The organism is Silvania sp., assembly GCF_051656365.1.
Classification (GTDB): domain Bacteria; phylum Pseudomonadota; class Gammaproteobacteria; order Enterobacterales; family Enterobacteriaceae; genus Enterobacter; species Enterobacter hatchlandensis.
On the sequence record NZ_JBOGBT010000095.1, the window covers coordinates 14,660 to 36,959 of the forward strand.

Annotated in this window: 24 protein-coding genes; 18 read left to right on the forward strand and 6 right to left on the reverse strand. The window is 56.8% G+C overall.

Translation table 11 applies throughout. The features are described from left to right. Positions 1 to 2 precede the first annotated feature (2 nt). Positions 3 to 281, forward strand: a complete 279-nt coding sequence (locus ACRDD5_RS18910; RefSeq protein ID WP_271282869.1) for a YfcL family protein — start codon at positions 3 to 5, stop codon at positions 279 to 281. A 45-nt stretch (positions 282 to 326) separates the two neighbouring features. Here ACRDD5_RS18910 and mnmC read toward each other — a convergent pair whose 3' ends face one another. Then, entirely contained in the window at positions 327 to 2,327 is a 2,001-nt protein-coding gene (gene mnmC, locus ACRDD5_RS18915) for a bifunctional tRNA (5-methylaminomethyl-2-thiouridine)(34)-methyltransferase MnmD/FAD-dependent 5-carboxymethylaminomethyl-2-thiouridine(34) oxidoreductase MnmC (protein ID WP_438677670.1), read from the reverse strand. Positions 2,328 to 2,483: 156 nt separating this feature from the next. On the opposite strand from mnmC, the gene fabB reads away from it, so the two are divergent. Next, positions 2,484 to 3,701, forward strand: coding sequence for a beta-ketoacyl-ACP synthase I (gene fabB / locus ACRDD5_RS18920; protein ID WP_271282867.1), 1,218 nt, complete (start codon positions 2,484 to 2,486; stop codon positions 3,699 to 3,701). Between the two features lie 49 nt (positions 3,702 to 3,750). On the opposite strand, the gene flk is transcribed toward fabB, so the two are convergent. Further along, positions 3,751 to 4,755 carry a flagella biosynthesis regulator Flk gene (gene flk / locus ACRDD5_RS18925; RefSeq protein ID WP_271282866.1) on the reverse strand — a complete coding sequence of 335 codons (1,005 nt, stop codon included), beginning with the start codon at positions 4,753 to 4,755 and terminating at the stop codon, positions 3,751 to 3,753. 112 nt (positions 4,756 to 4,867) lie between these two features. Between flk and pdxB the strand changes: the two genes are divergently transcribed. The 15 genes from pdxB (at position 4,868) to hisP (ending at position 18,944) form a co-directional block, all read left to right on the forward strand. Continuing rightward, on the forward strand, positions 4,868 to 6,004 hold the full coding sequence (pdxB, locus tag ACRDD5_RS18930) for a 4-phosphoerythronate dehydrogenase PdxB (RefSeq protein WP_438677671.1): 1,137 nt from the start codon (positions 4,868 to 4,870) through the stop codon (positions 6,002 to 6,004). A gap of 67 nt (positions 6,005 to 6,071) precedes the next feature. Next, positions 6,072 to 7,085: an aspartate-semialdehyde dehydrogenase gene (locus tag ACRDD5_RS18935; protein WP_438677672.1), complete on the forward strand. Its 1,014-nt coding sequence runs from the start codon at positions 6,072 to 6,074 to the stop codon at positions 7,083 to 7,085. Further along, positions 7,085 to 7,897 (forward strand): tRNA pseudouridine(38-40) synthase TruA, encoded by an 813-nt coding sequence (gene truA / locus ACRDD5_RS18940; protein ID WP_271282863.1) that lies wholly within the window; start codon positions 7,085 to 7,087, stop codon positions 7,895 to 7,897. The genes ACRDD5_RS18935 and truA overlap by 1 nt, the downstream gene beginning before the upstream one ends. A 36-nt stretch (positions 7,898 to 7,933) precedes the next feature. Beyond that, the gene (locus ACRDD5_RS18945) at positions 7,934 to 8,593 is read left to right on the forward strand and encodes a DedA family protein (RefSeq protein ID WP_271282862.1); all 660 of its coding nucleotides are present in this window, start codon (positions 7,934 to 7,936) and stop codon (positions 8,591 to 8,593) included. Positions 8,594 to 8,747: 154 nt separating this feature from the next. Further along, on the forward strand, positions 8,748 to 9,653 hold the full coding sequence (accD, locus tag ACRDD5_RS18950; protein ID WP_271282861.1) for an acetyl-CoA carboxylase, carboxyltransferase subunit beta: 906 nt from the start codon (positions 8,748 to 8,750) through the stop codon (positions 9,651 to 9,653). A gap of 69 nt (positions 9,654 to 9,722) precedes the next feature. Further along, positions 9,723 to 10,991 (forward strand): bifunctional tetrahydrofolate synthase/dihydrofolate synthase, encoded by a 1,269-nt coding sequence (gene folC, locus ACRDD5_RS18955; RefSeq protein ID WP_438677673.1) that lies wholly within the window; start codon positions 9,723 to 9,725, stop codon positions 10,989 to 10,991. Then, positions 10,981 to 11,679, forward strand: coding sequence for a cell division protein DedD (gene dedD / locus ACRDD5_RS18960; RefSeq protein ID WP_438677674.1), 699 nt, complete (start codon positions 10,981 to 10,983; stop codon positions 11,677 to 11,679). The genes folC and dedD overlap by 11 nt, the downstream gene beginning before the upstream one ends. Before the next feature lie 199 nt (positions 11,680 to 11,878). After that, positions 11,879 to 12,367 (forward strand): colicin V production protein, encoded by a 489-nt coding sequence (gene cvpA / locus ACRDD5_RS18965; RefSeq protein WP_271268892.1) that lies wholly within the window; start codon positions 11,879 to 11,881, stop codon positions 12,365 to 12,367. Between the two features lie 36 nt (positions 12,368 to 12,403). Next, positions 12,404 to 13,921 carry an amidophosphoribosyltransferase gene (purF, locus tag ACRDD5_RS18970; RefSeq protein WP_271282858.1) on the forward strand — a complete coding sequence of 506 codons (1,518 nt, stop codon included), beginning with the start codon at positions 12,404 to 12,406 and terminating at the stop codon, positions 13,919 to 13,921. Between the two features lie 89 nt (positions 13,922 to 14,010). Then, positions 14,011 to 14,580 carry a UbiX family flavin prenyltransferase gene (locus tag ACRDD5_RS18975; RefSeq protein WP_271282857.1) on the forward strand — a complete coding sequence of 190 codons (570 nt, stop codon included), beginning with the start codon at positions 14,011 to 14,013 and terminating at the stop codon, positions 14,578 to 14,580. Between the two features lie 294 nt (positions 14,581 to 14,874). Continuing rightward, on the forward strand, positions 14,875 to 15,657 hold the full coding sequence (gene argT, locus ACRDD5_RS18980; protein ID WP_271282856.1) for a lysine/arginine/ornithine ABC transporter substrate-binding protein ArgT: 783 nt from the start codon (positions 14,875 to 14,877) through the stop codon (positions 15,655 to 15,657). 242 nt (positions 15,658 to 15,899) lie between these two features. Next, positions 15,900 to 16,682: a histidine ABC transporter substrate-binding protein HisJ gene (gene hisJ, locus ACRDD5_RS18985; protein ID WP_271282855.1), complete on the forward strand. Its 783-nt coding sequence runs from the start codon at positions 15,900 to 15,902 to the stop codon at positions 16,680 to 16,682. Between the two features lie 83 nt (positions 16,683 to 16,765). Beyond that, complete coding sequence (locus ACRDD5_RS18990; protein WP_438677675.1) at positions 16,766 to 17,452, forward strand: histidine ABC transporter permease HisQ; 687 nt, start codon at positions 16,766 to 16,768, stop codon at positions 17,450 to 17,452. Beyond that, positions 17,449 to 18,162, forward strand: a complete 714-nt coding sequence (gene hisM / locus ACRDD5_RS18995; protein WP_271268886.1) for a histidine ABC transporter permease HisM — start codon at positions 17,449 to 17,451, stop codon at positions 18,160 to 18,162. Before ACRDD5_RS18990 ends, hisM begins: the two co-directional genes overlap by 4 nt. Before the next feature lie 8 nt (positions 18,163 to 18,170). Then, positions 18,171 to 18,944, forward strand: coding sequence for a histidine ABC transporter ATP-binding protein HisP (gene hisP, locus ACRDD5_RS19000; protein WP_271282853.1), 774 nt, complete (start codon positions 18,171 to 18,173; stop codon positions 18,942 to 18,944). A 39-nt stretch (positions 18,945 to 18,983) separates the two neighbouring features. Here the strand turns inward: hisP and ACRDD5_RS19005 are convergent, their stop codons facing one another. The 4 genes from ACRDD5_RS19005 to yfcG all read right to left on the reverse strand — a co-directional run bounded on the left by ACRDD5_RS19005 (position 18,984) and on the right by yfcG (position 21,517). Then, on the reverse strand, positions 18,984 to 19,493 hold the full coding sequence (locus ACRDD5_RS19005; RefSeq protein ID WP_438677676.1) for a GNAT family N-acetyltransferase: 510 nt from the start codon (positions 19,491 to 19,493) through the stop codon (positions 18,984 to 18,986). A 57-nt stretch (positions 19,494 to 19,550) separates the two neighbouring features. Continuing rightward, positions 19,551 to 20,444 (reverse strand): TIGR01777 family oxidoreductase, encoded by an 894-nt coding sequence (locus tag ACRDD5_RS19010; protein WP_271282851.1) that lies wholly within the window; start codon positions 20,442 to 20,444, stop codon positions 19,551 to 19,553. Positions 20,445 to 20,457: 13 nt separating this feature from the next. Continuing rightward, positions 20,458 to 20,826: a dihydroneopterin triphosphate 2'-epimerase gene (gene folX / locus ACRDD5_RS19015; protein ID WP_271282850.1), complete on the reverse strand. Its 369-nt coding sequence runs from the start codon at positions 20,824 to 20,826 to the stop codon at positions 20,458 to 20,460. A gap of 61 nt (positions 20,827 to 20,887) precedes the next feature. After that, entirely contained in the window at positions 20,888 to 21,517 is a 630-nt protein-coding gene (gene yfcG / locus ACRDD5_RS19020; protein ID WP_271282849.1) for a GSH-dependent disulfide bond oxidoreductase, read from the reverse strand. Between the two features lie 137 nt (positions 21,518 to 21,654). On the opposite strand from yfcG, the gene yfcF reads away from it, so the two are divergent. Beyond that, complete coding sequence (gene yfcF, locus ACRDD5_RS19025) at positions 21,655 to 22,299, forward strand: glutathione transferase (protein WP_438677677.1); 645 nt, start codon at positions 21,655 to 21,657, stop codon at positions 22,297 to 22,299. Position 22,300 lies beyond the last annotated feature (1 nt).

A 22,300-nucleotide genomic window follows, 5' to 3' on the forward strand; every position in this document is an offset into this window, starting at 1 on the left:
AGATGATCGCAGAATTTGAATCACGCATTCTGGCATTAATTGACGACATGGTGGAACACGCCAGTGACGATGAACTGTTTGCCAGCGGTTATCTGCGTGGTCACCTGACGCTGGCCGTTGCCGAGCTTGAAGCCGGTGACGACCACTCGCCTGAAGCGGTGCATGTGGAAGTGACCCGCAGCCTGGAAAAAGCAATCCTCGCCGGTGAACTCTCTCCCCGCGACCAGACGTTAGTGCTGGGCATGTGGGATACGCTGTTCCAGCAGGCTAAGCTGAAGTAACCTGTTATCGCCCGGTGGCGCTGCGCTTACCGGGCCGACAATCTCCTATTTGACCATTTTCCCCTTCAACAACTTCCTCACCCATAACCGATTCGGATTCAGCCCGGCCAGCGTATTGCTATCCAACGGGATCGGCTCGTGACTCATTTGCGCAGCAAGGATTTCGGCGGTTAAGGGTGCCGAACACAGCCCGCGCGAGCCCAGTCCACCGAGCATAAACAGATTCGGATACACCGGAGCGTTTACCGCCTGCTCCCGGTTGTTGACCAGATCCTGATAAGCCGCAAGCGTTGCGTCGTAATCCGGCACCGCGCCGGTCATCGGCAGATGATCGCGGGTGGCGCAGCGAATGCCGTTCCGGGCCTCACCCGCGCTGACGTCCACTTCTGTGGCCCAGGCCGCCTGCGGCAGGCAGTTGAGCAGGCGCTGGCGATTTTGCTGCTGATCTTCTTCGCTGTACTGCGCCTGTGTCTGCCCGCGATGGTAGCTCGCGCCGATGCAGTGATGGCCGTTGGTCGGATTTTGCGGGGTCAGGTAGCCGTCATAACAGAGCACCTGACGAAGCTGACTCAGCTGCGGGGCGGCCGGAATATGGCTTACCTGTCCCCCCACCGGGTAGACTGGCAGGTGCGCAGTCTGGGTAAACTGGCTGATGCGATGTCCGTTCGCCAGAACCACGCTGGCGTGCTGTGTCTGCGGGCCCTCTTTGAACTGCAGCGTCCACTGCGCCTCGCAATGATCCAGCGACTCCACCTGGCGGCCATAGTGCACCGTTAATCCGTGCGACTGCGCCAGATTGATGACCGCAGCGGTCAACTCCGCCGGGCACAGCCAGCCGCCGAGCGGATACTGGATCCCGCCGCAGCCGGTGTCGACCCCAATGCTGTCTGCGACCTGCCGGGCATTCGCCTCTGCGGCGATCTGCGCGGGCAGGCCCAGTAACAGCATCTGGTTAATTTTGTGCTGACTCTTCTCATCCCAGCCAAGCTGGGTGACGCCGCACCAGTCATGGTCAAACGCCACCGGCAGGGCATCGTAAAGGCGACGGGCAAAGGTAAACGCCGTCGGGAAAAACTGGCTAAGGGCAGCATCCTGGGCGCTCAGCAGCGGATAGAGTGCGCCCTGACGATTGCCGGAAGCACCCGTCGCAGGTGCGTCGTCGGCACAGTAAAGCGTGACCTGCCAGCCGCGACGCAGCAGCGCCAGCGACAGCAGGGCGCTGGCGATCCCGCCACCGATGACCGCCGTTTCACGCACCTCGCTGGCGGGGCGGGCAAACCACGGGGCGCGGGCAGGGGAGGGCAGATCCTGTTCCATCACTCCGACCAGCATTTCGCGTTTGCGGCCAAAGCCTTTCGTTTTTTGCACCGTGAAACCGGCTTCCTGCAAACCACGGCGTACAAAACCGGCGCAGGTAAAGGTGGCGAGCGTCGCGCCAGGTCTTGCCAGTCGGGCCATCGCGGCAAACAGATTGGGGCTCCACATATCCGGGTTTTTTGAAGGCGCAAAGCCGTCAAGGAACCAGGCGTCGACCTGCTGATTGAGGGAATCATCCAGCTGGTCGGTCAGGTCATTAATATCGCCGAGCCATAAATCGAGGGTGACGCGCCCGTCATCCAGCAGCAGGCGATGACAGCCCGCCAGCGGCAGCGGCCACTGTTTCTGCAGCTGCGCGGCCCACGGGGTCAGTTCCGGCCAGTGCTGGTGCGCCAGACGCAGATCGTCAGCGGACAGCGGAAATTTTTCAAAACTGATGAAATGTAATCTTTGCAGCGTAGCCTCGGGGTGTTCGCGACGGAAACGGTCGAAGGCCTGCCAGAGCGTGAGAAAGTTCAAACCGGTACCAAAACCGCTCTCCGCCACCACAAACAGGCTGCGGGGATGGACAGGAAAACGGGAATTTAAATGGTTCCCATCGAGGAAAACATAACGTGTTTCTTCCAGTCCATTATCATTAGAGAAGTAGACATCATCAAAATCTCGGGAAACAGGTGTACCCTCAGCGTTGAATTCGAGGTTGGCAGGTTGTATGGCGTTATGTTTCACGTAAGTTACTCGTCTGACTGGCTGTGCCGCGATCTTAACGATGTACGTCTGCTGGTGCAAATTTCCGCAGAAATTGCTGATCGGACTTGTTCGGCGTACAAGTGTACGCTATTGTGCGACTCGAAACTTACATAGTGCGACTTACAGAGGTATTGAATGAAACGTGCAGTGATTACTGGCCTGGGCATCGTTTCCAGCATCGGTAACAACCAGCAGGAAGTCCTGTCATCTCTGCGTGAAGGACGCTCGGGAATCACCTTCTCTCAGGAGTTTCTTGATTCTGGTATGCGTAGCCACGTCTGGGGCAACGTCAAACTGGACACCACCGGTCTGATTGATCGCAAAGTGGTCCGTTTCATGAACGATGCCTCCATTTACGCCTATCTCTCCATGCAGGAAGCGATTGCTGATGCCGGTCTGAGCGAAGACGTTTATCAGAACAACCCACGTGTTGGCCTGATTGCAGGCTCCGGCGGTTCGTCTAAAGCGCAGGTCTTTGGTGCGGACGCCATGCGTAGCCCGCGCGGCCTGAAAGCAGTCGGTCCGTACGTTGTGACCAAAGCGATGGGTTCAGCGGTATCCGCGTGCCTCGCGACGCCGTTCAAAATTCACGGCGTAAACTACTCCATCAGCTCCGCCTGTGCTACCTCCGCACACTGTATCGGTAACGCGGTAGAGCAGATCCAGCTGGGCAAACAGGACATCGTGTTTGCGGGCGGCGGCGAAGAACTGGGCTGGGAAATGGCCTGTGAATTCGACGCGATGGGCGCACTGTCCACCAAATACAACGAAACCCCGGAAAAAGCCTCCCGTACTTATGATTCCAAACGCGACGGTTTTATCATCGCAGGCGGCGGCGGTATGGTTGTGGTTGAAGAGCTGGAACATGCTCTGGCCCGTGGCGCACACATCTATGCTGAGATCGTTGGCTACGGCGCAACCTCCGACGGCGCAGACATGGTTGCTCCATCGGGTGAAGGCGCAGTGCGCTGCATGAAGATGGCGATGCAGGGTCTCGACACCCCAATCGACTACCTGAACTCCCACGGTACCTCTACTCCGGTAGGCGACGTGAAAGAGCTGGGTGCGATCCGCGAAGTGTTCGGCGACAATAGCCCGGCCATCTCTGCGACCAAAGCCATGACCGGTCACTCACTGGGCGCCGCTGGCGTACAGGAAGCCATCTACTCCCTGCTGATGCTGGAACACGGCTTTATCGCCCCAAGCATCAACGTTGAGGAGCTGGACGAGCAGGCTGCTGGCCTGAACATCGTCACCGAGCCAACCGAGCGTGAACTGACTACCGTCATGTCTAACAGCTTCGGCTTCGGCGGCACCAACGCCACGCTGGTCATGCGTAAGCTGAACGCGTAATTTTTACGCCGGATGAAAAAAGGGAGCCTCAGGGCTCCCTTTTTGTTTGTCAGATGACTATCCAGATGACGACCATCACGACCAGCAGCGCGACAAACATCAGCCCTGGACGGGCCGACATCGATTTCAGTGAGTCGACCACCGGGGCAAGCAGCGGGCTGTAGATCGGCTGGATATTGCGAACTTCTAACGTGGCATTCTCACGCTCGGCGCGGCGCAGGAAAATCTCCCCCAGCAGGCTCTGAACCTGTGCGGTGGTCAGGGCCGTCTGCGGTGTCGCCTGCCAGTTCTGGCGGGCATAATCCTGAATACTGTCCCACTCGCGCGCTTCCAGTGGCTGTCTTAATGCGGCCTGCAGCGTGTGCAACGTTGGTGCGCTTTGGGTGCTCAGCGTCTGTCGCGCCTGCAGCCAGGTGGCGAGATGGGTAAACTGTTTGGCCGGGATCAGCTCACCCGCCTTCACGCCTGACAGCTCCAGCATTGACTGCCAGATAAGCTTGGTCGGCTCACCCGTTGCGGCGGCAAGCTTGGTCACCATCTGCTTCAGCGTGTTGTGCTCGGCAGGCAGCAGCGGGCGCTCCGTGGCCGGGCGCTGCTGCGGCTGTGGGATCGACAGCTGATTATTCTGCAGCAGCGTCAGCACGTTTTTGAGCTGGTCCGGCGTCAGCTGGCTCAGCGCGGTCTGCCCGTACTGCTGGCGAATGAATTCGCTGACCGCCTGGCGGTTATTGCCCTGGCTCAGCAACTCCGTCAACTGGGAGACGACCTGCCGGGTGGTATGGTTTTGCTGGGCACTGCTCAGGCGCTGGTTCAGATTCTGCTCTGCCGCAGGGAAGTGGCGCGACAGGAATGGCGCATCGCTCTTCAGCCCAAGGTCGTGTTTGACTCCCGCCCACACTTCCGCATTTTGCTGCGACGTCAGGGCGATCAGCCGGGTAATCAGGCGCTCCAGCACGGTGCGCTGCTGCGTGGATAGGGGCTGTTCGCCCGCAACGCTGGACGTTACGGGGCCTTCACCCGGAGGGCGCGGCGGCGTACCTGAAATGGGCTGCATCGTCAAAAATCCTTAAGGTCGTTACGCATCGTAAACCAGGTTACGTATATGCCTGGCGGCCAGATTATGGCACACTTGACAGGTTTTCTTCCTCTCAAACAGGTACTCAGTCGTGAAAATCCTCGTTGATGAAAATATGCCTTACGCCCGTGAGCTGTTTAGCCGCCTGGGTGAGGTTAGGGCTGTCCCCGGTCGCCCGATTCCGCTGGCTGAGCTGGACGACGCCGATGCGCTGATGGTGCGCTCCGTGACCAAGGTGAATGAGGCGCTGCTGGCGGGCAAAGCGGTGAAGTTTGTCGGCACGGCCACCGCAGGAACCGATCATGTGGATGATGCGTGGCTCAAGCAGGCGGGGATCGGCTTTTCTGCCGCGCCGGGCTGTAACGCCATCGCCGTTGTCGAGTATGTATTCTCGTCACTGCTGATGCTGGCCGAGCGCGACGGGTTCACGCTTGCCGATCGTACCGTGGGGATTATCGGCGTCGGGAACGTTGGCGGGCGTCTGCAAAAGCGCCTTGAGGCGTTAGGCATTCGCACGCTGCTGTGCGATCCCCCGCGCGCCGATCGCGGTGACGAGGGCGATTTCCGTACCCTGGATCAACTGGTAGCCGAGTGCGATGTACTGACTTTCCATACGCCACTGTTCAAAGATGGGCCGTATAAATCCCTGCATCTGGCCGACGACGCGCTGATCAGCCGCCTGAAACCGGGCGCTATTTTGATCAACGCCTGCCGTGGCCCGGTTGTCGACAACGCCGCGCTGCTTCAGCGGCTGGACGCAGGACAGGATCTCAGCGTGGTGCTGGACGTCTGGGAGCCCGAGCCGGATCTCAACGTCGCGCTGCTGGATAAAATCGATATCGGCACCGCGCATATCGCGGGCTACACGCTGGAAGGGAAAGCGCGCGGCACCACCCAGGTGTTCGAGGCTTACAGCACCTTCATTGGCAAGTCTCAGCAGGTGGCGCTGGATACCCTGCTGCCGACCCCGGATTTTGGCCGCATTACGCTGCACGGCCCGCTCGATCAGGGAACGCTGAAACGAATGGTGCATTTAGTGTATGATGTGCGCCGCGACGACGCACTGCTGCGAAAAGTGGCGGGTAAACCCGGTGAATTCGACAAACTGCGTAAGCACTATCTTGAGCGCCGCGAATGGTCCTCCCTGTATGTGATGTGTGATGACGCTGACGCGGCATCATTACTGCATAAGCTGGGTTTCAACGCCGTTCATCACCCGGTACGTTAATTTCTTCTTAATGCTCCCTGTCGGATAACCCGGCGGGGACGCTTTTTTATTGCTGGAGTAAACCACCATGTCTGAAGGCTGGAACATTGCCATACTGGGCGCTACGGGCGCCGTGGGTGAAGCCCTGCTCGAAACGCTTGCCGAGCGTCAGTTTCCGGTGGGGGATATTTATGCCCTGGCGCGAAACGAGAGTGCCGGTGAGCATCTGCGTTTTGAAGGCAAATCCGTAAGGGTTCAGGATGCCGCCGCGTTCGACTGGACGCAGGCGCAGCTGGCCTTTTTCGCCGCAGGTGCGGAAGCCTCTGCCACCTATATTGAAGAAGCCACCAATGCGGGCTGCCTGGTTATCGATTTAAGCGGCCTGTTTGCCCTTGAGCCGGACGTGCCGCTGGTGGTGCCGGACGTCAACCCGTTCGTGCTGGCCGATTACCGCAACCGCAACATCATCGCCGTCCCGGACAGCCTGACCAGCCAGCTGCTGGTTGCCCTGAAGCCGCTGATCGATGACGGTGGACTCTCTCGCATCAGCGTCACCAGCCTGCTGTCGGCTTCTGCCCACGGCAAAAAAGCGGTGGATGCGCTGGCAGGGCAGAGTGCGAAGCTGCTGAACGGCATCCCGGTTGATGAAGAGGACTTCTTTGGTCGTCAACTGGCGTTCAACATGCTGCCGCTGCTGTCGGATCGCGAAGGTAGCGTGCGCGAAGAGCGCCGTATCGTCGATCAGGTACGCAAGATCCTGCAGGATGAAGGGCTGATGATCTCCGCAAGCTGCGTGCAGTCCCCGGTCTTCTACGGCCACGCGCAGATGGTGAACTTTGAAGCGCTGCGCCCGCTGGCAGCCGAAGAGGCGCGTGACGCCTTTACGCGCGGCGAGGACATTGTGCTGTCTGAAGAGCGCGAATTCCCGACGCAGGTGGGTGATGCGACGGGTAGCACCCATCTTTCTGTCGGCTGCGTGCGTAACGACTACGGCATGCCGGAGCAGGTCCAGTTCTGGTCAGTGGCTGACAACGTCCGTTTCGGCGGCGCGCTGATGGCGGTGAAAATTGCCGAGAAGCTGGTGCAGGAGTACCTGTACTAATGTCCGACGTGGAACAAAAGCCAGTGCATAAAATTGCCCTCGGGATCGAATACGACGGCAGTAAATATTATGGCTGGCAGCGTCAGAATGAAGTGCGCAGCGTTCAGGAAAAGCTGGAAAAAGCGCTCTCTCAGGTGGCGAACGAACCGATCGGTGTATTGTGCGCCGGTCGTACCGATGCCGGCGTCCACGGTACCGGGCAGGTTGTGCATTTCACCACCACCGCCGCGCGTAAAGACGCGGCCTGGACGCTGGGTGTAAATGCGAATTTGCCTGGTGACATCGCGGTGCGTTGGGTCAAAGATGTGCCGGATGATTTTCATGCGCGTTTCAGCGCCACTGCGCGCCGCTACCGCTACATCATCTATAATCAGCGCCTTCGCCCGGCGGTACTGGGCCAGGGGGTTACGCATTATTACGCGCCGCTGGATGCAGACCGCATGCAGCGCGCGGCCCAGGCGTTGATTGGTGAAAATGACTTTACCTCGTTTCGTGCGGTTCAGTGCCAGTCGCGCACTCCGTGGCGTAACGTGATGCACATTAACGTGACGCGTTACGGTGCATACGTGGTGGTCGATATCAAAGCGAATGCCTTTGTACATCATATGGTCAGGAATATCGTAGGCAGCCTGATGGAAGTGGGCGCCGGACACCAGCCGGAGAGCTGGATTGCAGAGTTGCTGGCAGCGAAGGACAGAACGCTGGCGGCAGCAACGGCGAAAGCGGAAGGGTTATATCTGGTCTCGGTGGATTACCCGGATCGTTTCAACCTTCCGAAACCGCCAATGGGCCCGCTGTTTTTAGCGGACTGATAGCTGTGCAATCGTGGTAATAAAGGTTTAGACAATATGGATTTAATTCGCTTTCTAATTGATTTCATTCTGCATATCGATGTTCACCTGGCTGAGCTGGTCGCTGATTACGGCGTCTGGGTGTATGCCATTCTGTTCCTGATCCTGTTTTGCGAAACCGGGCTGGTAGTGACACCGTTTTTACCGGGTGATTCCCTGCTGTTCGTGGCGGGGGCGCTGGCATCGCTGGAAACCAACGATATCAACGTCCATCTGATGGTGGTGCTGATGATCATTGCGGCGATCCTCGGCGATGCGGTGAACTACACTATAGGTCGGCTGTTTGGCGAGCGGTTATTCAGTAACCCGGACTCGAAGATTTTTCGTCGTAGCTATCTGGATAAAACCCATGCGTTTTATGAGAAGCATGGCGGCAAAACGATTATTCTCGCGCGCTTCGTGCCGATCGTCAGGACCTTCGCCCCGTTTGTTGCGGGGATGGGTCACATGTCCTATCGTCAGTTCGCCCTCTATAACGTGACCGGCGCGCTGTTGTGGGTGCTCAGCTTTACCTACGCAGGCTATTTCTTCGGAACCATACCTATGATCCAGGAAAATCTTAAGTTACTGATCGTAGGGATTATTGTGGTCTCCATTCTGCCGGGGGTGATCGAAATTATTCGTCATCGGCGTGCGGCGGCAAAACAGGCAAAATAAAAGCACATCCGCGGTTCGACCACTTTTTTGTCCAAAGTTTCGGGCTGTTATGTTTTAATGTGCAACATTCATGGTCTGTCGGGGGCAAAAATGGCATTATGCGCCCCTTACAGCAAAGCTGGCATAGAACCAGGTTCAGGCAGAAAGGTTATCAATGAGCTGGATTGAACGAATTAAAAGCAACATTACCCCAACCCGTAAGGCGAGTATTCCTGAAGGGGTGTGGACCAAGTGTGACAGCTGCGGCCAGGTCCTGTACCGCGCCGAGCTGGAGCGTAATCTGGAAGTGTGCCCGAAGTGCGATCACCACATGCGCATGTCGGCGCGTAATCGCCTGCACAGTCTGCTGGACGAAGGCTCCATGGTTGAGCTGGGTAGCGAACTTGAGCCGAAAGATCTGCTGAAGTTCCGCGACTCCAAGAAATACAAAGATCGCCTGGCCTCTGCGCAAAAAGAGACCGGCGAGAAAGACGCGCTGGTGGTGATGAAAGGCACTCTGCATGAGATGCCGGTTGTCGCAGCCGCGTTTGAATTCGCCTTTATGGGCGGTTCAATGGGTTCCGTTGTAGGCGCGCGCTTCGTGCGTGCCGTTGAGCAGGCGCTGGAAGACAACTGTCCGCTGATCTGCTTCTCTGCTTCCGGCGGTGCGCGTATGCAGGAAGCGCTCATGTCGCTGATGCAGATGGCGAAAACCTCTGCTGCGCTGGCAAAAATGCAGGAGCGTGGTCTGCCGTACATCTCTGTACTGACTGACCCGACTATGGGCGGCGTATCCGCAAGCTTTGCGATGCTGGGCGATCTGAACATTGCTGAACCTAAAGCGCTGATCGGTTTTGCTGGGCCGCGCGTTATCGAACAAACGGTTCGTGAGAAACTGCCGCCGGGCTTCCAGCGCAGTGAATTCCTCATTGAGAAAGGCGCTATCGACATGATCGTTCGCCGTCCGGAGCTGCGCCTGAAACTGGCAAGCGTCCTGGCGAAGCTGATGAATCTGCCGTCGCCGAGTCCGGATGAGCCACGCGAAGCCGTGGTGGTACCGGATCAGGAACCCGAGGCCTGATAACTGAAAAGGGCAGGGCCAGATGGCGCTGCCCTTTTGCTTTCTAAACGTAACTGAAAAGCGCGCAACATGGAAAACAACACTCTTCCTCAAGCCACGTCGCCCCTGGCCGCGTGGCTTTCTTATCTGGAAAACCTGCACAGCAAAACCATCGACATGGGACTTGCGCGCATCAGCAAAGTTGCCGCACGCCTTGATGTGCTGAAACCGGCTCCCTTTGTCTTCACCGTCGCGGGCACCAACGGCAAAGGCACCACCTGCCGGACGCTGGAAACGGTGCTGATGGCCGCGGGCTACAAAGTGGGTGTTTACAGTTCCCCGCATCTGGTGCGCTACACCGAGCGCGTGCGCGTGCAGAATACAGAGCTGGCGGAATCCGCGCACACTGCGTCCTTTGCAGAAATCGAAGCCGCGCGCGGTGATATTTCCCTGACCTATTTTGAATACGGCACGCTGTCGGCGCTGTGGCTGTTTAAGCAGGCGCAACTGGACGTGGTGATCCTTGAAGTGGGCTTAGGCGGGCGTCTGGACGCCACCAATATGGTGGATGCCGATGTCGCAGTGGTCACCAGCATCGCACTGGATCATACCGACTGGCTGGGGCCGGATCGCGAAAGCATCGGCCGTGAAAAAGCCGGGATTTTCCGCGCGGGTAAACCGGCGATTGTCGGCGAGCCTGATATGCCGCACACCATCGGCGATGTGGCGCAGGAGAAGGGCGCGAATCTGCTGCGTCGCGACGTAGACTGGCGCTATAGCGTTGCAGAAAACGGCTGGCAGTTTGAGGATGCGCAGGGCCGGCTTGAAAACCTGCCGCTGCCGCAGGTGCCACAGCCGAATGCGGCGACGGCGCTGGCAGCGCTGCGGGCCAGCGGCCTCGCGGTGAGCGAACAGGCCATTCGCGACGGCATTAAGGATGCGCTCCTGCCCGGACGCTTTCAGATTGTCAGCGAGTCGCCGCGTCTGATTCTGGATGTGGCGCATAACCCCCATGCCGCGGCATACCTCGCGGGACGTCTCAAATCCCTGCCAAAAACCGGGCGCGTGCTGGCGGTTATCGGTATGCTTCATGATAAAGATATTGGCGGCACGCTGGCCTGCATGGAGAGTGTGGTCGATAGCTGGTATTGTGCACCTCTGGAAGGCCCGCGCGGGGCGACTGCCGAACAGCTGATGGAACACCTCGGCACGGGCGCAGTCTTCACCAACGTGGAGCAGGCATGGCGCGCCGCAATGGCGGACGCCAGACCAGAAGATACCGTGCTGGTGTGTGGATCCTTCCATACGGTGGCACATGTCATGGACGTAATGGATGCGGGGAGAACCGGTGGCAAGTAAGTTTCAGAACCGTTTAGCAGGCACCATTGTGCTGGTGGCGCTGGGGGTGATTATTCTCCCGGGGCTGCTTGATGGGCAGAAAAAACATTACCAGGATGAGTTCGCGGCGATCCCGCTGGTGCCAAAACCTGGCGATCGCGATGAGCCCGATATGATGCCCGCCGCAGCCCAGGCGCTGCCTATCCAGCCGCCTGAAGGTGCAGCGGAAGAGGTGCAGGCCGGCGATGCCGCTGCGCCATCGTTAGATCCTGCGCGCTTTGCGGCGAACAGTAATCGCGACATGGATACGCTCCCGGCAGAACAACCTAAGCCTGCCCAGCAGGCCAAACCCGTTGCGAAGCCAAAACCGGTCGAAAAACCGCAGACCCGAGCCAGCGAACAGCTTGCTGCCGCCGCTGAAACACCCCCTGCGAAGCCGGTTCAGGAAGAGAAGCCAGCACCCACCGGCAAAGCCTATGTGGTTCAGCTCGGTGCGCTCAAAAATGCCGATAAAGTCAACGAGGTGGTGGCAAAATTACGTGGAGCCGGATACCGCGTTTACACGTCGCCTTCGACCCCGGTACAGGGTAAAATCACCCGGATCCTCGTCGGCCCGGATGCCTCCCGGGATAAACTGAAAGGGTCGCTCGGCGAGCTGAACCAGCTCTCCGGTCTGAGCGGCGTAGTGATGAACTATAGCGTGAACTGATATCCCCTTCTCCGGCAGGAGAGGGCCGGTGTGAGGGAGAGGCAGGCGTCCAGAGAGACGCAACCGGTCAACGGCGCTGAGCATTTTTTCAGCGCTTTTTTTATTTACGCGGGGGAAGGAAATCCCTACGCAAACGTTTTCTTTTTCTGTTAGAATTCGCCCCGAACTGGATGACAGGGCGTTTAATCGTGGGACACATATGGTCTGGATTGATTACGCCATCATTGCGGTGATAGGTTTTTCCTGTCTGGTTAGCCTGATCCGTGGCTTTGTTCGTGAAGCGTTATCGCTGGTGACATGGGGTTGTGCTTTCTTTGTTGCCAGTCATTACTACACTTACCTGTCTGTCTGGTTCACGGGCTTTGAAGATGAACTGGTACGAAATGGGATTGCCATCGCGGTGCTGTTTATCGCGACGCTACTGGTTGGCGCCATCGTCAACTATGTGATTGGCCAGCTGGTTGAAAAAACCGGTCTGTCAGGAACCGACAGGGTTCTGGGGATCTGTTTTGGTGCATTGCGAGGTGTGCTGATTGTTGCCGCGATACTGTTCTTCCTGGATACCTTTACCGGGTTCTCGAAGAGCGCAGACTGGCAGACATCGCAGCTGATCCCGCAGTTCAGCTTTATCATCAGATGGTTCTTTGACTATCTGCAAAGCTCGTCGAGTTTTTTGCCCAGAACGTAACCTGTTCTGAGATGTGGCTTAACGAGGAAATGTCGAATGTGCGGTATTGTCGGTATCGCCGGTTTCATGCCGGTAAACCAGTCTATTTATGACGCATTATCGGTGCTTCAGCACCGTGGGCAGGATGCTGCGGGTATCATCACTATTGATGCACACAACTGCTTCCGTTTACGTAAGGCTAACGGCCTGGTAAATGATGTGTTTGAAGCCCGCCACATGCAGCGTCTGCAAGGTAACATGGGTATTGGTCACGTCCGTTACCCTACCGCTGGCAGTTCCAGCGCCTCTGAAGCTCAGCCGTTTTACGTTAACTCACCGTATGGCATTACGCTGGCCCATAATGGCAACCTGACCAACGCGCATGAGCTGCGTCAGAAGCTGTTTGAAGAGAAGCGTCGCCACATTAACACCACGTCTGATTCTGAAATTCTGCTCAATATCTTTGCCAGCGAACTGGATAACTTCCGTCACTATCCGCTGGAAGCAGACAACATTTTTGCTGCCGTTGCCGCCACCAATCGTCAGATCCGCGGGGCCTATGCCTGCGTAGCGATGATTATCGGCCACGGTATGGTCGCCTTCCGCGATCCGAACGGTATTCGGCCTTTGGTACTGGGCAAGCGCGATATTGGCGACGGTCGTACCGAGTATATGGTGGCTTCTGAAAGCGTGGCACTGGATACGCTGGGCTTTGAGTTCCTGCGTGATGTCGCCCCTGGCGAAGCGGTCTATATCACTGAGAAAGGCCAGCTGTTTACCCGTCAGTGTTCAGAAAACCCGGTCAGCAATCCGTGTCTGTTCGAGTACGTGTACTTTGCTCGTCCGGACTCCTTCATCGACAAAATCTCTGTCTACAGCGCCCGCGTCAACATGGGCACTAAGCTTGGCCAGAAGATTGCCCGCGAGTGGGAAGATCTGGATATCGATGTGGTCATCCCGATCCCGGAAACCTCCTGCGATATCGCACTGGAGATGGCGCGGATCCTGGGTAAACCTTATCGTCAGGGCTTTGTGAAAAACCGCTACGTTGGCCGCACCTTTATCATGCCGGGCCAGCAGCTGCGCCGTAAGTCAGTGCGCCGTAAGCTGAACGCCAACCGCGCTGAGTTCCGTGATAAGAACGTGCTGCTGGTGGATGACTCCATTGTGCGTGGCACCACCTCAGAGCAGATTATCGAGATGGCCCGTGAAGCGGGTGCGAAGAAGGTCTATCTGGCCTCAGCGGCACCGGAAATTCGCTTCCCGAACGTGTACGGTATCGATATGCCAACCGCCACCGAGCTGATTGCGCACGGGCGTGAAGTGGACGAGATTCGTCAGATCATCGGTGCTGACGGCCTGATTTTCCAGGATCTGAACGATCTGATCGACGCGGTACGCGCCGAGAACCCGGACATTCAGCAGTTTGAGTGCTCGGTGTTTAACGGCATCTACGTCACCAAAGATGTGGATCAACAGTATCTCGATTATCTCGACTCCCTGCGTAACGACGATGCGAAAGCCGTGCAGATGGCGAACGATCTCGAAAGCTTAGAGATGCACAACGAAGGTTAATCATCTTTACAGGCGAGGGCGTCCGCCCTCGCTTGCAACTCCCGCCAAAATCCTGCACAGTCTGCCCAGTTATGGAAAGGGCGATAATCATGAAACGACTGATAGTAGGGATCTCAGGGGCCAGCGGCGCGATTTACGGCGTGCGTTTGCTGCAGGTATTGCGTGACGTCACCGACGTTGAAACCCATCTGGTGATGAGCCAGGCGGCGCGCCAGACCCTCTCCCTCGAAACCGATTATTCTCTGCGTGATGTTCAGTCGTTAGCGGATGTGGTACATGATGCCCGTGATATCGCCGCCAGTATCTCTTCTGGCTCGTTTAAAACCGCGGGCATGGTGATCCTGCCCTGTTCGATTAAAACGCTCTCCGGCATCGTCCACAGCTATACCGACACCCTGGTCACCCGTGCCGCTGACGTGGTGCTAAAAGAGCGCCGCCAACTGGTGCTGTGCGTACGTGAAACCCCGCTGCACTTAGGCCATCTGCGCCTGATGACCCAGGCGGCCGAGCTGGGCGCGGTGATCATGCCGCCCGTTCCGGCGTTTTATCATCGTCCGCAGACGCTGGATGATGTGATTAATCAGACCGTGAATCGAGTGACTGACCAGTTTGACATTCAGCTGCCGACCGATCTCTTCGCCCGCTGGCAGGGCATCTGAGCCCCGGCATGCGCCGCCTGAGTGCATAAAACCGCAAGCTGCCCTGTTTCAGGGCAATTCTGCAACCGCGATCATATCCTCAACATTTAATTCGTTTTTTCCTTTCTGACTACTGCGGTTCGTTTGGCAGACCTGCTATCTTTCACCATTAAGGCAATCTTGCAACCTTTCGTTAACATATTTAACGCCGTAATTTTGCGATGTTCGCAATCTGGCATAAGACCTGCAAGAGATCGCCTGCAGCACACAACACAACCTATTACATAATAAAATCATGACACTTGAGGGTAATGTATGAAGAAGACGGTTCTGGCTCTGTCTTTGCTGGTGGGATTAAGCGCAGCGGCAAGCAGCTATGCCGCGCTCCCACAGACCGTACGTATCGGTACTGACGCAACCTATGCGCCATTCTCATCGAAAGATGCGAAGGGTGACTTCGTTGGTTTTGATATCGACCTGGGAAATGAGATGTGCAAACGCATCTCTGTGAAATGCACCTGGGTGGGCAGCGATTTTGACGCGCTGATCCCGTCCCTGAAAGCCAAGAAAATTGATGCGATTATCTCTTCGCTCTCGATTACCGAAAAGCGTCAACAGGAGATTGCTTTCTCTGAAACCCTGTACGCCGCGAACTCCCGTCTGATTGCCGCCAAAGGTTCCCCAATCCAGCCGACCATTGATTCGCTGAAAGGCAAGCACGTGGGGGTGCTGCAGGGCTCCACCCAGGAAGGGTATGCCAACGCCAACTGGCGTGAGAAGGGCATCGATGTGGTGGCGTATCAGAACCAGGATCTGATCTATTCCGATCTGTCCGCCGGTCGTCTTGATGCGGCATTCCAGGATGAAGTCGCTGCCAGCGAAGGCTTCCTGAAGCAGCCTGCGGGCAAAGAGTTTGCCTTTGCCGGCCCGGCAGTTAAAGACAAAAAATACTTCGGGGACGGTACCGGGATTGGCCTGCGCAAAGATGACACCGAGCTGAAAGCGGCGTTTGATAAAGCGTTTACTGACCTGCGTAAAGATGGCACCTACGACAAACTGGCGAAGAAATATTTCGATTTCAATGTGTACGGTGACTAACAACGACTGAGCGGTGCGCACCATAATGACTCACTGTTATGGTGCGATCCTGCTGACTGTGAACCAGGATGGTGCAATGCGTGCGCCATTCTGCTTATAAAGTGAATAGTTAAGCACGGATGATGCACTTTTTTGCGTTTATCGGGCATTATCTTTTGCCTTGCTGACGCGATTAATGGCACATTACCCCTACCCCCGTCGGCGTAAAAATCCCGTAAGAAGACAGTCTGTTGAGGATAGATATGAAAAAATTGGTTTTGTCACTTTCTCTGGCTCTGGCATTTTCCAGCGCTACTGCGGCATTCGCAGCGATTCCGCAAAAAGTTCGTATTGGTACTGACCCAACTTATGCCCCTTTCGAATCGAAGAACGCGCAGGGCGAACTGGTGGGTTTTGATATCGATTTGGCAAAAGAGCTGTGCAAACGTATCAAAACCGAGTGTACCTTCGTCGAAAACCCTCTGGATGCGCTGATCCCGTCGCTGAAAGCGAAAAAAATCGACGCCATCATGTCTTCTCTCTCCATCACCGAAAAACGCCAGCAGGAGATTGCCTTCACCGACAAGCTCTATGCAGCAGACTCGCGTCTGGTGGTAGCGAAATCGGCTGACATTCAACCGACGCTGGAGTCGCTGAAAGGCAAGCGTGTGGGCGTGCTGCAGGGCACCACCCAGGAGACCTTCGGCAATGAACACTGGGCACCGAAGGGGATCGAAATTGTCTCCTATCAGGGCCAGGAAAATATTTACGCCGACCTGACCGCAGGCCGTATTGACGCCGCGTTCCAGGACGAAGTCGCTGCCAGCGAAGGCTTCCTGAAGCAGCCGGTCGGTAAAGATTACAAGTTCGGCGGCCCGTCCATTAAAGACGAGAAGCTCTTCGGTGTGGGTACCGGTATGGGCCTGCGCAAAGAAGATAACGAACTGCGCGAAGCGCTGAACAAGGCGTTTGCCGAGATGCGCGCCGACGGCACGTACGAAAAACTGGCGAAGAAGTACTTCGACTTTGATGTTTACGGCGGCTAATCGCCCCGCAAAATAACGTGCGACCCCTCCTGTTGCGGGAGGGGAAAAGACACGGTTTCACCACTCACGACAGGGCAGGCGGTATGCTGTACGGATTTTCTGGCGTTATTTTACAAGGCGCAATCGTCACCCTCGAGCTGGCACTCAGTTCTGTGGTGCTGGCGGTGCTCATCGGCCTTGCGGGTGCAGGGGCTAAACTGTCGGCCAACCGGGCGATGGCGCTGCTGTTTGAAGGGTACAACACGCTTATTCGTGGCGTGCCTGACCTGGTACTGATGCTGTTGATTTTTTATGGTCTGCAAATCGCACTCAACAGCCTGACCGATGCCATCGGGATGGCGCAGATTGATATCGACCCGATGGTGGCCGGTATTATCACTCTGGGCTTTATCTACGGGGCCTATTTCACCGAGACCTTCCGCGGCGCGTATCTCGCCGTTCCACGAGGGCATATCGAAGCGGCCACCGCCTTTGGTTTTACCTCCTCGCAAACCTTTCGTCGAATCATGTTTCCGGCCATGATGCGCTTTGCGCTGCCGGGGATTGGTAATAACTGGCAGGTTATCCTCAAAGCCACCGCGCTGGTCTCGCTGCTGGGACTGGAAGACGTGGTCAAAGCCACGCAGCTGGCGGGCAAAAGTACCTGGGAGCCGTTCTACTTCGCCATCGTTTGTGGGGTGATTTATCTGGTGTTTACCACCGCCTCCAATGGTGTGCTGATGCTGCTTGAACGTCGCTATTCCGTGGGTGTGAAGAGGGCTGACCTGTGATCGAGATTATTCAGGAGTACTGGAAATCACTGCTGTGGACCGACGGCTACCGCTTTACCGGCGTGGCGATCACCCTCTGGCTGTTGATCTCCTCGGTGGTGATGGGCGGCGTTCTGGCGATATTTCTTGCCATCGGCCGCGTCTCCAGCAACAACTACATTCGCTTTCCCATCTGGCTGTTCACCTATATTTTTCGCGGTACGCCGCTATACGTGCAGCTGCTGGTGTTCTATTCCGGCATGTACACGCTGGAGATTGTCAAAGGCACCGATCTGCTAAACGCCTTTTTCCGCAGCGGGCTGAACTGCACCGTGCTGGCGCTGACGTTGAATACCTGCGCCTACACCACCGAGATCTTCGCAGGTGCCATTCGCTCCGTGCCGCACGGTGAAATTGAGGCGGCGCGCGCGTACGGCTTCTCTTCGGTGAAACTCTATCGCTGCATCATTTTGCCGTCGGCGCTGCGCATCGCGCTGCCTGCTTACAGCAACGAAGTGATTTTAATGCTGCACTCCACTGCGCTGGCCTTTACCGCCACCGTGCCGGATCTGCTGAAAATCGCCCGTGATATTAACTCGGCGACCTATCAGCCGTTTACCGCATTCGGCATTGCCGCAGTGCTGTATTTAATTATTTCCTATGTCCTGATTAGCCTTTTCCGGAAAGCGGAAAAACGCTGGTTGCAGCATGTCAAACCTTCGACGCACTGAGAATTATGATGGCTGAGAACAAACTAAACGTTATCGATTTGCATAAACGCTACGGCGAACATGAAGTGCTGAAAGGGGTGTCGCTGCAGGCTAACGCGGGCGATGTGATCAGTATTATCGGCTCCTCGGGCTCCGGTAAAAGTACTTTCCTGCGCTGCATTAACTTCCTCGAAAAGCCGAGCGAAGGTTCGATTGTGGTCAGCGGTGAGAATATCAATCTGGTGCGTGACAAAGATGGCCAGCTGAAGGTGGCAGATAAACATCAGCTGCGGATGCTACGCACCCGCCTGACCATGGTGTTCCAGCACTTTAACCTCTGGAGCCACATGACGGTGCTGGAGAACGTGATGGAAGCCCCGGTGCAGGTGCTGGGCTTAAGCAAGCAGGAAGCCCGCACGCGTGCGGAAAAATATCTGGCGAAAGTGGGTATCGACGAGCGTCAGCAGATTAAATACCCGGTGCATCTGTCCGGCGGCCAGCAGCAGCGTGTCTCCATTGCCCGCGCACTGGCGATGGAGCCGGAAGTGCTGCTGTTCGACGAACCGACGTCTGCGCTGGACCCGGAGCTGGTGGGTGAAGTGCTGCGCATTATGCAGCAGCTTGCCGAAGAGGGGAAAACGATGGTGGTGGTCACCCACGAGATGGGCTTTGCCCGTAACGTCTCGAACCACGTTATCTTCCTGCATCAGGGTAAAATCGAAGAGCAGGGGCATCCGGATGACGTGTTAGCCAATCCGAAAAGCGCACGTCTGCAACAGTTCCTGAAAGGGTCATTGAAGTAGTTTTTTTATGTTGATTCCCTCTCCCTGCGGGAGAGGGAATCAGGCCGCGCTACCCGCAAGCCGATATACCCAGTCGTCATAACGCACGCCGTTAATCTCATACGCCTTTTCCAGCACCTGGGTACGCACAAATCCCGCTTTTTCTAACACCCGCACCGAGCCGCCGTTATCTGCCAGCACGTACGCATTTACTGCCGTAACACCTGCCCGGATAAAGGCGTAATCGCACATGGCGCGCAGCGCCTCGCTGGCAATGCCCTGGCCTTGTGCGGCAGGGATCACCGTATAGCCAATATCGGCCTCCTGCGGAAACTGGGCGCTGATTTGCAGCCCGATATCCCCCAGCGGTGTGGCATCATCATGGCGGCGAATCACAAACGTATGCTGCGCCGTCAGGCGGGCGGCAAACAGGCGTCGGGTCTCTTTTTCTGAAGCAATAGCAGCCATATAGCGCATGATCTCAGGCGCTTCACGAAGCCGGCGAAAGAAAGCCCAGTCAGAGGGCTCGAAAGGGGAAAGAGAAAGCCGGGGAGTGGTTATGGTTGCCATCGTGACGCCTTTTCCGTGGTTCAGATGCATCAATTTAACATAGCCACCCTGGGAAACTTAACCTACCACATCTCCCAGGGCTTCTTCTAAATCAAACCAGCGAAACGCAAACCCGGACGCTTCCAGCCGCTTTGGCAGGGCGCGCTGTCCACCCAGCACCAGCACCGATGATTCCCCCATCATCAGGCGGATAGCGGTAGCGGGCGCGCGGACCAGGGCAGGGCGATGCAGAGCGTGACCCAGCGCATGAGCGAACTGTTCGTTGCGGACCGGGTAAGGTGACACCATATTGAACGGGCCGCGCAGGTCATTATCCAGCAGCCAGAGAATGCCATTCACCATGTCGTCGATGTGGATCCACGCCAGATACTGGCGGCCGGTCCCCATGGGGCCGCCGAGCCCCAGCTTAAATACCGGCAGCATCTTCGCCAGAATACCGCCTTTGGGTGCCAGCACCACGCCGGTGCGCAGCAGGCACACGCGGGTGTGATCGCTCTGCGCGCCACAGGCGATTTGCTCCCAGCGGGCGCACAGCTTATGGGTAAACTCGTTGTGCGGCGGCTCCTCTTCGGTTACCACCACTTCCCCTAAATCACCGTAATATCCTGCCGCTGAACCAGAGATAAAAACCGATGGCGGCTCGCTGCTGGCCTGAAACATCTCGACCAGCCGCTGGGTGATGTTCCAGCGGCTGTTGCACAGCCGCTGCTTTTGCTCTTCGGTCCAGCGCTTGTCGGCGATCGGTTCGCCCGCGAGGTTAATGACGGCGTCAAAGGGGTTAAGATCCTGATGCTCGGTCAGCCCTTTCCAGATGTCGAGGCCAGCCCCGAGTACCTGACGCGCCTTCTCCGGGCTGCGCGTGACTACCGTGACCTCGTGGCCCAGCACCTGCAGGCGCGGGATAAGATGACGGCCAATCAGGCCGGTGCCACCGGTTACCAGGATCTTCATACTGCCTCCAGGGTTACGCCTGGCGCTCCCAGCTTAACGTCATCGAGACGGAGTCGGCATAGCGCAGCGCGTGAAGTTTATCGATCTCTACTTCAGCATAGGTGACCCAGTGATGATCGCATGCGATATCCAGCACATCCTGAGTTAATTTTTCCAGTAAAGAGAACCGGTTACTCTCAACATGGTTAATGATGTTTTTGGTGATGGTGCGATAGTTAAGCGCGTCATTGATATCTTCACTGGCGCGGGCTTTGTCAGCCGGATAGTGGATCGCCACATTGACGACAATATCCTGCTTGTTAGCGCGCTCCTCATCCTTGATACCGATATAGGTGCGCAGGCGTAAATTTTTAATGCGAATAACAGCGTTGTGTCGGGACATTGCAGGCCTCCTCTGTGTCATTTTTGTCATCATGATACATGAGTAAACCGCCAGCACGCGCTTAAATTTGCTGGGCTTTTTGCAGCGCGCGATCCGTCGCCGGGCGGGTACGAATACGCTCAAACCAATTATTCACCGCTGGCCACGAGGCTAAATCGACGCGATGGCTGACATGGGTATTGACCCACGGCCAGCAGGCGATATCGGCAATGCTGTAGTGATCCCCGCCGAGCCACGGTGATTTTTCCAGGCGCTTATTCAGCACGTTATACAGCCGCTGCGTCTCCACCTGAAAGCGTTCGATGGCGTAGGGGATGGGCTGCGGCGCCGCGTGATTGAAGTGGTAATTCTGCGCGATCATCGGGCCCAGTTCGCTCACCTGCCAGACCAGCCACTGCAGCGTCACATGGCGCTCGCGCAGCTCACCGCTGAGCAACTTGCCTGTTTTTTCCGCCAGGTACAGCAAAATCTCGCCGGATTCAAACAGACTCAGCGGTGCACCGCCGTCATTGGGCTGGGTGTCGACAATGGCGGGGATTTTATTGTTCGGTGAAATGGCGAGAAAGTCGGGACGAAACTGGTCGCCTTTGCTGATATCGACGCGCAGGATGCGGTAGTCAAGCTGGGCCTCTTCCAGAAAGAGCGTGATCTTATGGCCATTTGCGGTAGGGGCATAATAAAGGTCAATCATTTCATCTCCTGTGGTGACTGTTTTCCCGGCATAGGATCGAGTATAGGTGGTGGTGCTAAATCGTGAGTTTTCATCAAGTGACAGTCGGCCCTGGAGGTTATATTTTGATTACACACCCATCACTCAATGAGGATGCTATGAGCCAACCTGCGATTACCCTGTGGTCAGATGCCGATTTTTACTCACCGTACGTCATGAGCGTGTATGTCGCGCTGGCGGAGAAAGGATTGCCCTTTACCCTGAAGAGCGTTGACCTTAACCGTGGCGAGCATCTTCAACCCGAGTGGCGCGGTTATGCGCTGACCCGCCGTGTGCCGGTGCTGGAAATTGAAGGCTTCGAACTCAGCGAATCTTCCGCCATTGCGGAGTATCTGGAGGAGCGCTTTGCCCCGCCGGAGTGGGAGCGGATCTATCCTCTGGATCTGCAAAAACGCGCCCGCGCGCGCCAGATTCAGGCGTGGTTGCGCAGCGACCTGATGCCGATCCGGCAAGAGCGCTCAACCGACGTGGTGTTTGGCGGTGCGAAGAAACCCGCCCTGAGTGAAGCCGGACAGCGCGCGGCCAGCCAACTGTGCGACACGGCGGCGGCGTTGCTTGCTCACGGTAACCCTAATTTGTTCGGCGAATGGTGCATTGCGGATGCCGATCTGGCGCTAATGCTCAACCGTCTGGTGCTTAACGGTGACGATGTACCACTGCAGCTGGTGGACTATGCCACCTTCCAGTGGCAGCGCGCCTCCGTCCAGCGCTATGCGGCGCTTTCGGCGAAGCGGGGTGGCTGAT

Excerpts from the sequence above, each read along its gene's own strand:
- ACRDD5_RS19010 (WP_271282851.1), bottom strand. The coding sequence starts at position 20,444 with ATGAAGATCCTGGTAACCGGTGGCACCGGCCTGATTGGCCGTCATCTT.
- yfcF (WP_438677677.1), top strand. The coding sequence starts at position 21,655 with ATGAGCCAACCTGCGATTACCCTGTGGTCAGATGCCGATTTTTACTCA.
- hisJ (WP_271282855.1), top strand. The coding sequence starts at position 15,900 with ATGAAAAAATTGGTTTTGTCACTTTCTCTGGCTCTGGCATTTTCCAGC.
- ACRDD5_RS18945 (WP_271282862.1), top strand. The coding sequence starts at position 7,934 with ATGGATTTAATTCGCTTTCTAATTGATTTCATTCTGCATATCGATGTT.
- ACRDD5_RS18935 (WP_438677672.1), top strand. The coding sequence starts at position 6,072 with ATGTCTGAAGGCTGGAACATTGCCATACTGGGCGCTACGGGCGCCGTG.
- cvpA (WP_271268892.1), top strand. The coding sequence starts at position 11,879 with ATGGTCTGGATTGATTACGCCATCATTGCGGTGATAGGTTTTTCCTGT.
- truA (WP_271282863.1), top strand. The coding sequence starts at position 7,085 with ATGTCCGACGTGGAACAAAAGCCAGTGCATAAAATTGCCCTCGGGATC.
- ACRDD5_RS19005 (WP_438677676.1), bottom strand. The coding sequence starts at position 19,493 with ATGGCAACCATAACCACTCCCCGGCTTTCTCTTTCCCCTTTCGAGCCC.
- accD (WP_271282861.1), top strand. The coding sequence starts at position 8,748 with ATGAGCTGGATTGAACGAATTAAAAGCAACATTACCCCAACCCGTAAG.
- ACRDD5_RS18990 (WP_438677675.1), top strand. The coding sequence starts at position 16,766 with ATGCTGTACGGATTTTCTGGCGTTATTTTACAAGGCGCAATCGTCACC.
- purF (WP_271282858.1), top strand. The coding sequence starts at position 12,404 with ATGTGCGGTATTGTCGGTATCGCCGGTTTCATGCCGGTAAACCAGTCT.
- flk (WP_271282866.1), bottom strand. The coding sequence starts at position 4,755 with ATGCAGCCCATTTCAGGTACGCCGCCGCGCCCTCCGGGTGAAGGCCCC.
- argT (WP_271282856.1), top strand. The coding sequence starts at position 14,875 with ATGAAGAAGACGGTTCTGGCTCTGTCTTTGCTGGTGGGATTAAGCGCA.
- folC (WP_438677673.1), top strand. The coding sequence starts at position 9,723 with ATGGAAAACAACACTCTTCCTCAAGCCACGTCGCCCCTGGCCGCGTGG.
- folX (WP_271282850.1), bottom strand. The coding sequence starts at position 20,826 with ATGTCCCGACACAACGCTGTTATTCGCATTAAAAATTTACGCCTGCGC.
- hisP (WP_271282853.1), top strand. The coding sequence starts at position 18,171 with ATGGCTGAGAACAAACTAAACGTTATCGATTTGCATAAACGCTACGGC.
- fabB (WP_271282867.1), top strand. The coding sequence starts at position 2,484 with ATGAAACGTGCAGTGATTACTGGCCTGGGCATCGTTTCCAGCATCGGT.
- yfcG (WP_271282849.1), bottom strand. The coding sequence starts at position 21,517 with ATGATTGACCTTTATTATGCCCCTACCGCAAATGGCCATAAGATCACG.
- ACRDD5_RS18910 (WP_271282869.1), top strand. The coding sequence starts at position 3 with ATGATCGCAGAATTTGAATCACGCATTCTGGCATTAATTGACGACATG.
- ACRDD5_RS18975 (WP_271282857.1), top strand. The coding sequence starts at position 14,011 with ATGAAACGACTGATAGTAGGGATCTCAGGGGCCAGCGGCGCGATTTAC.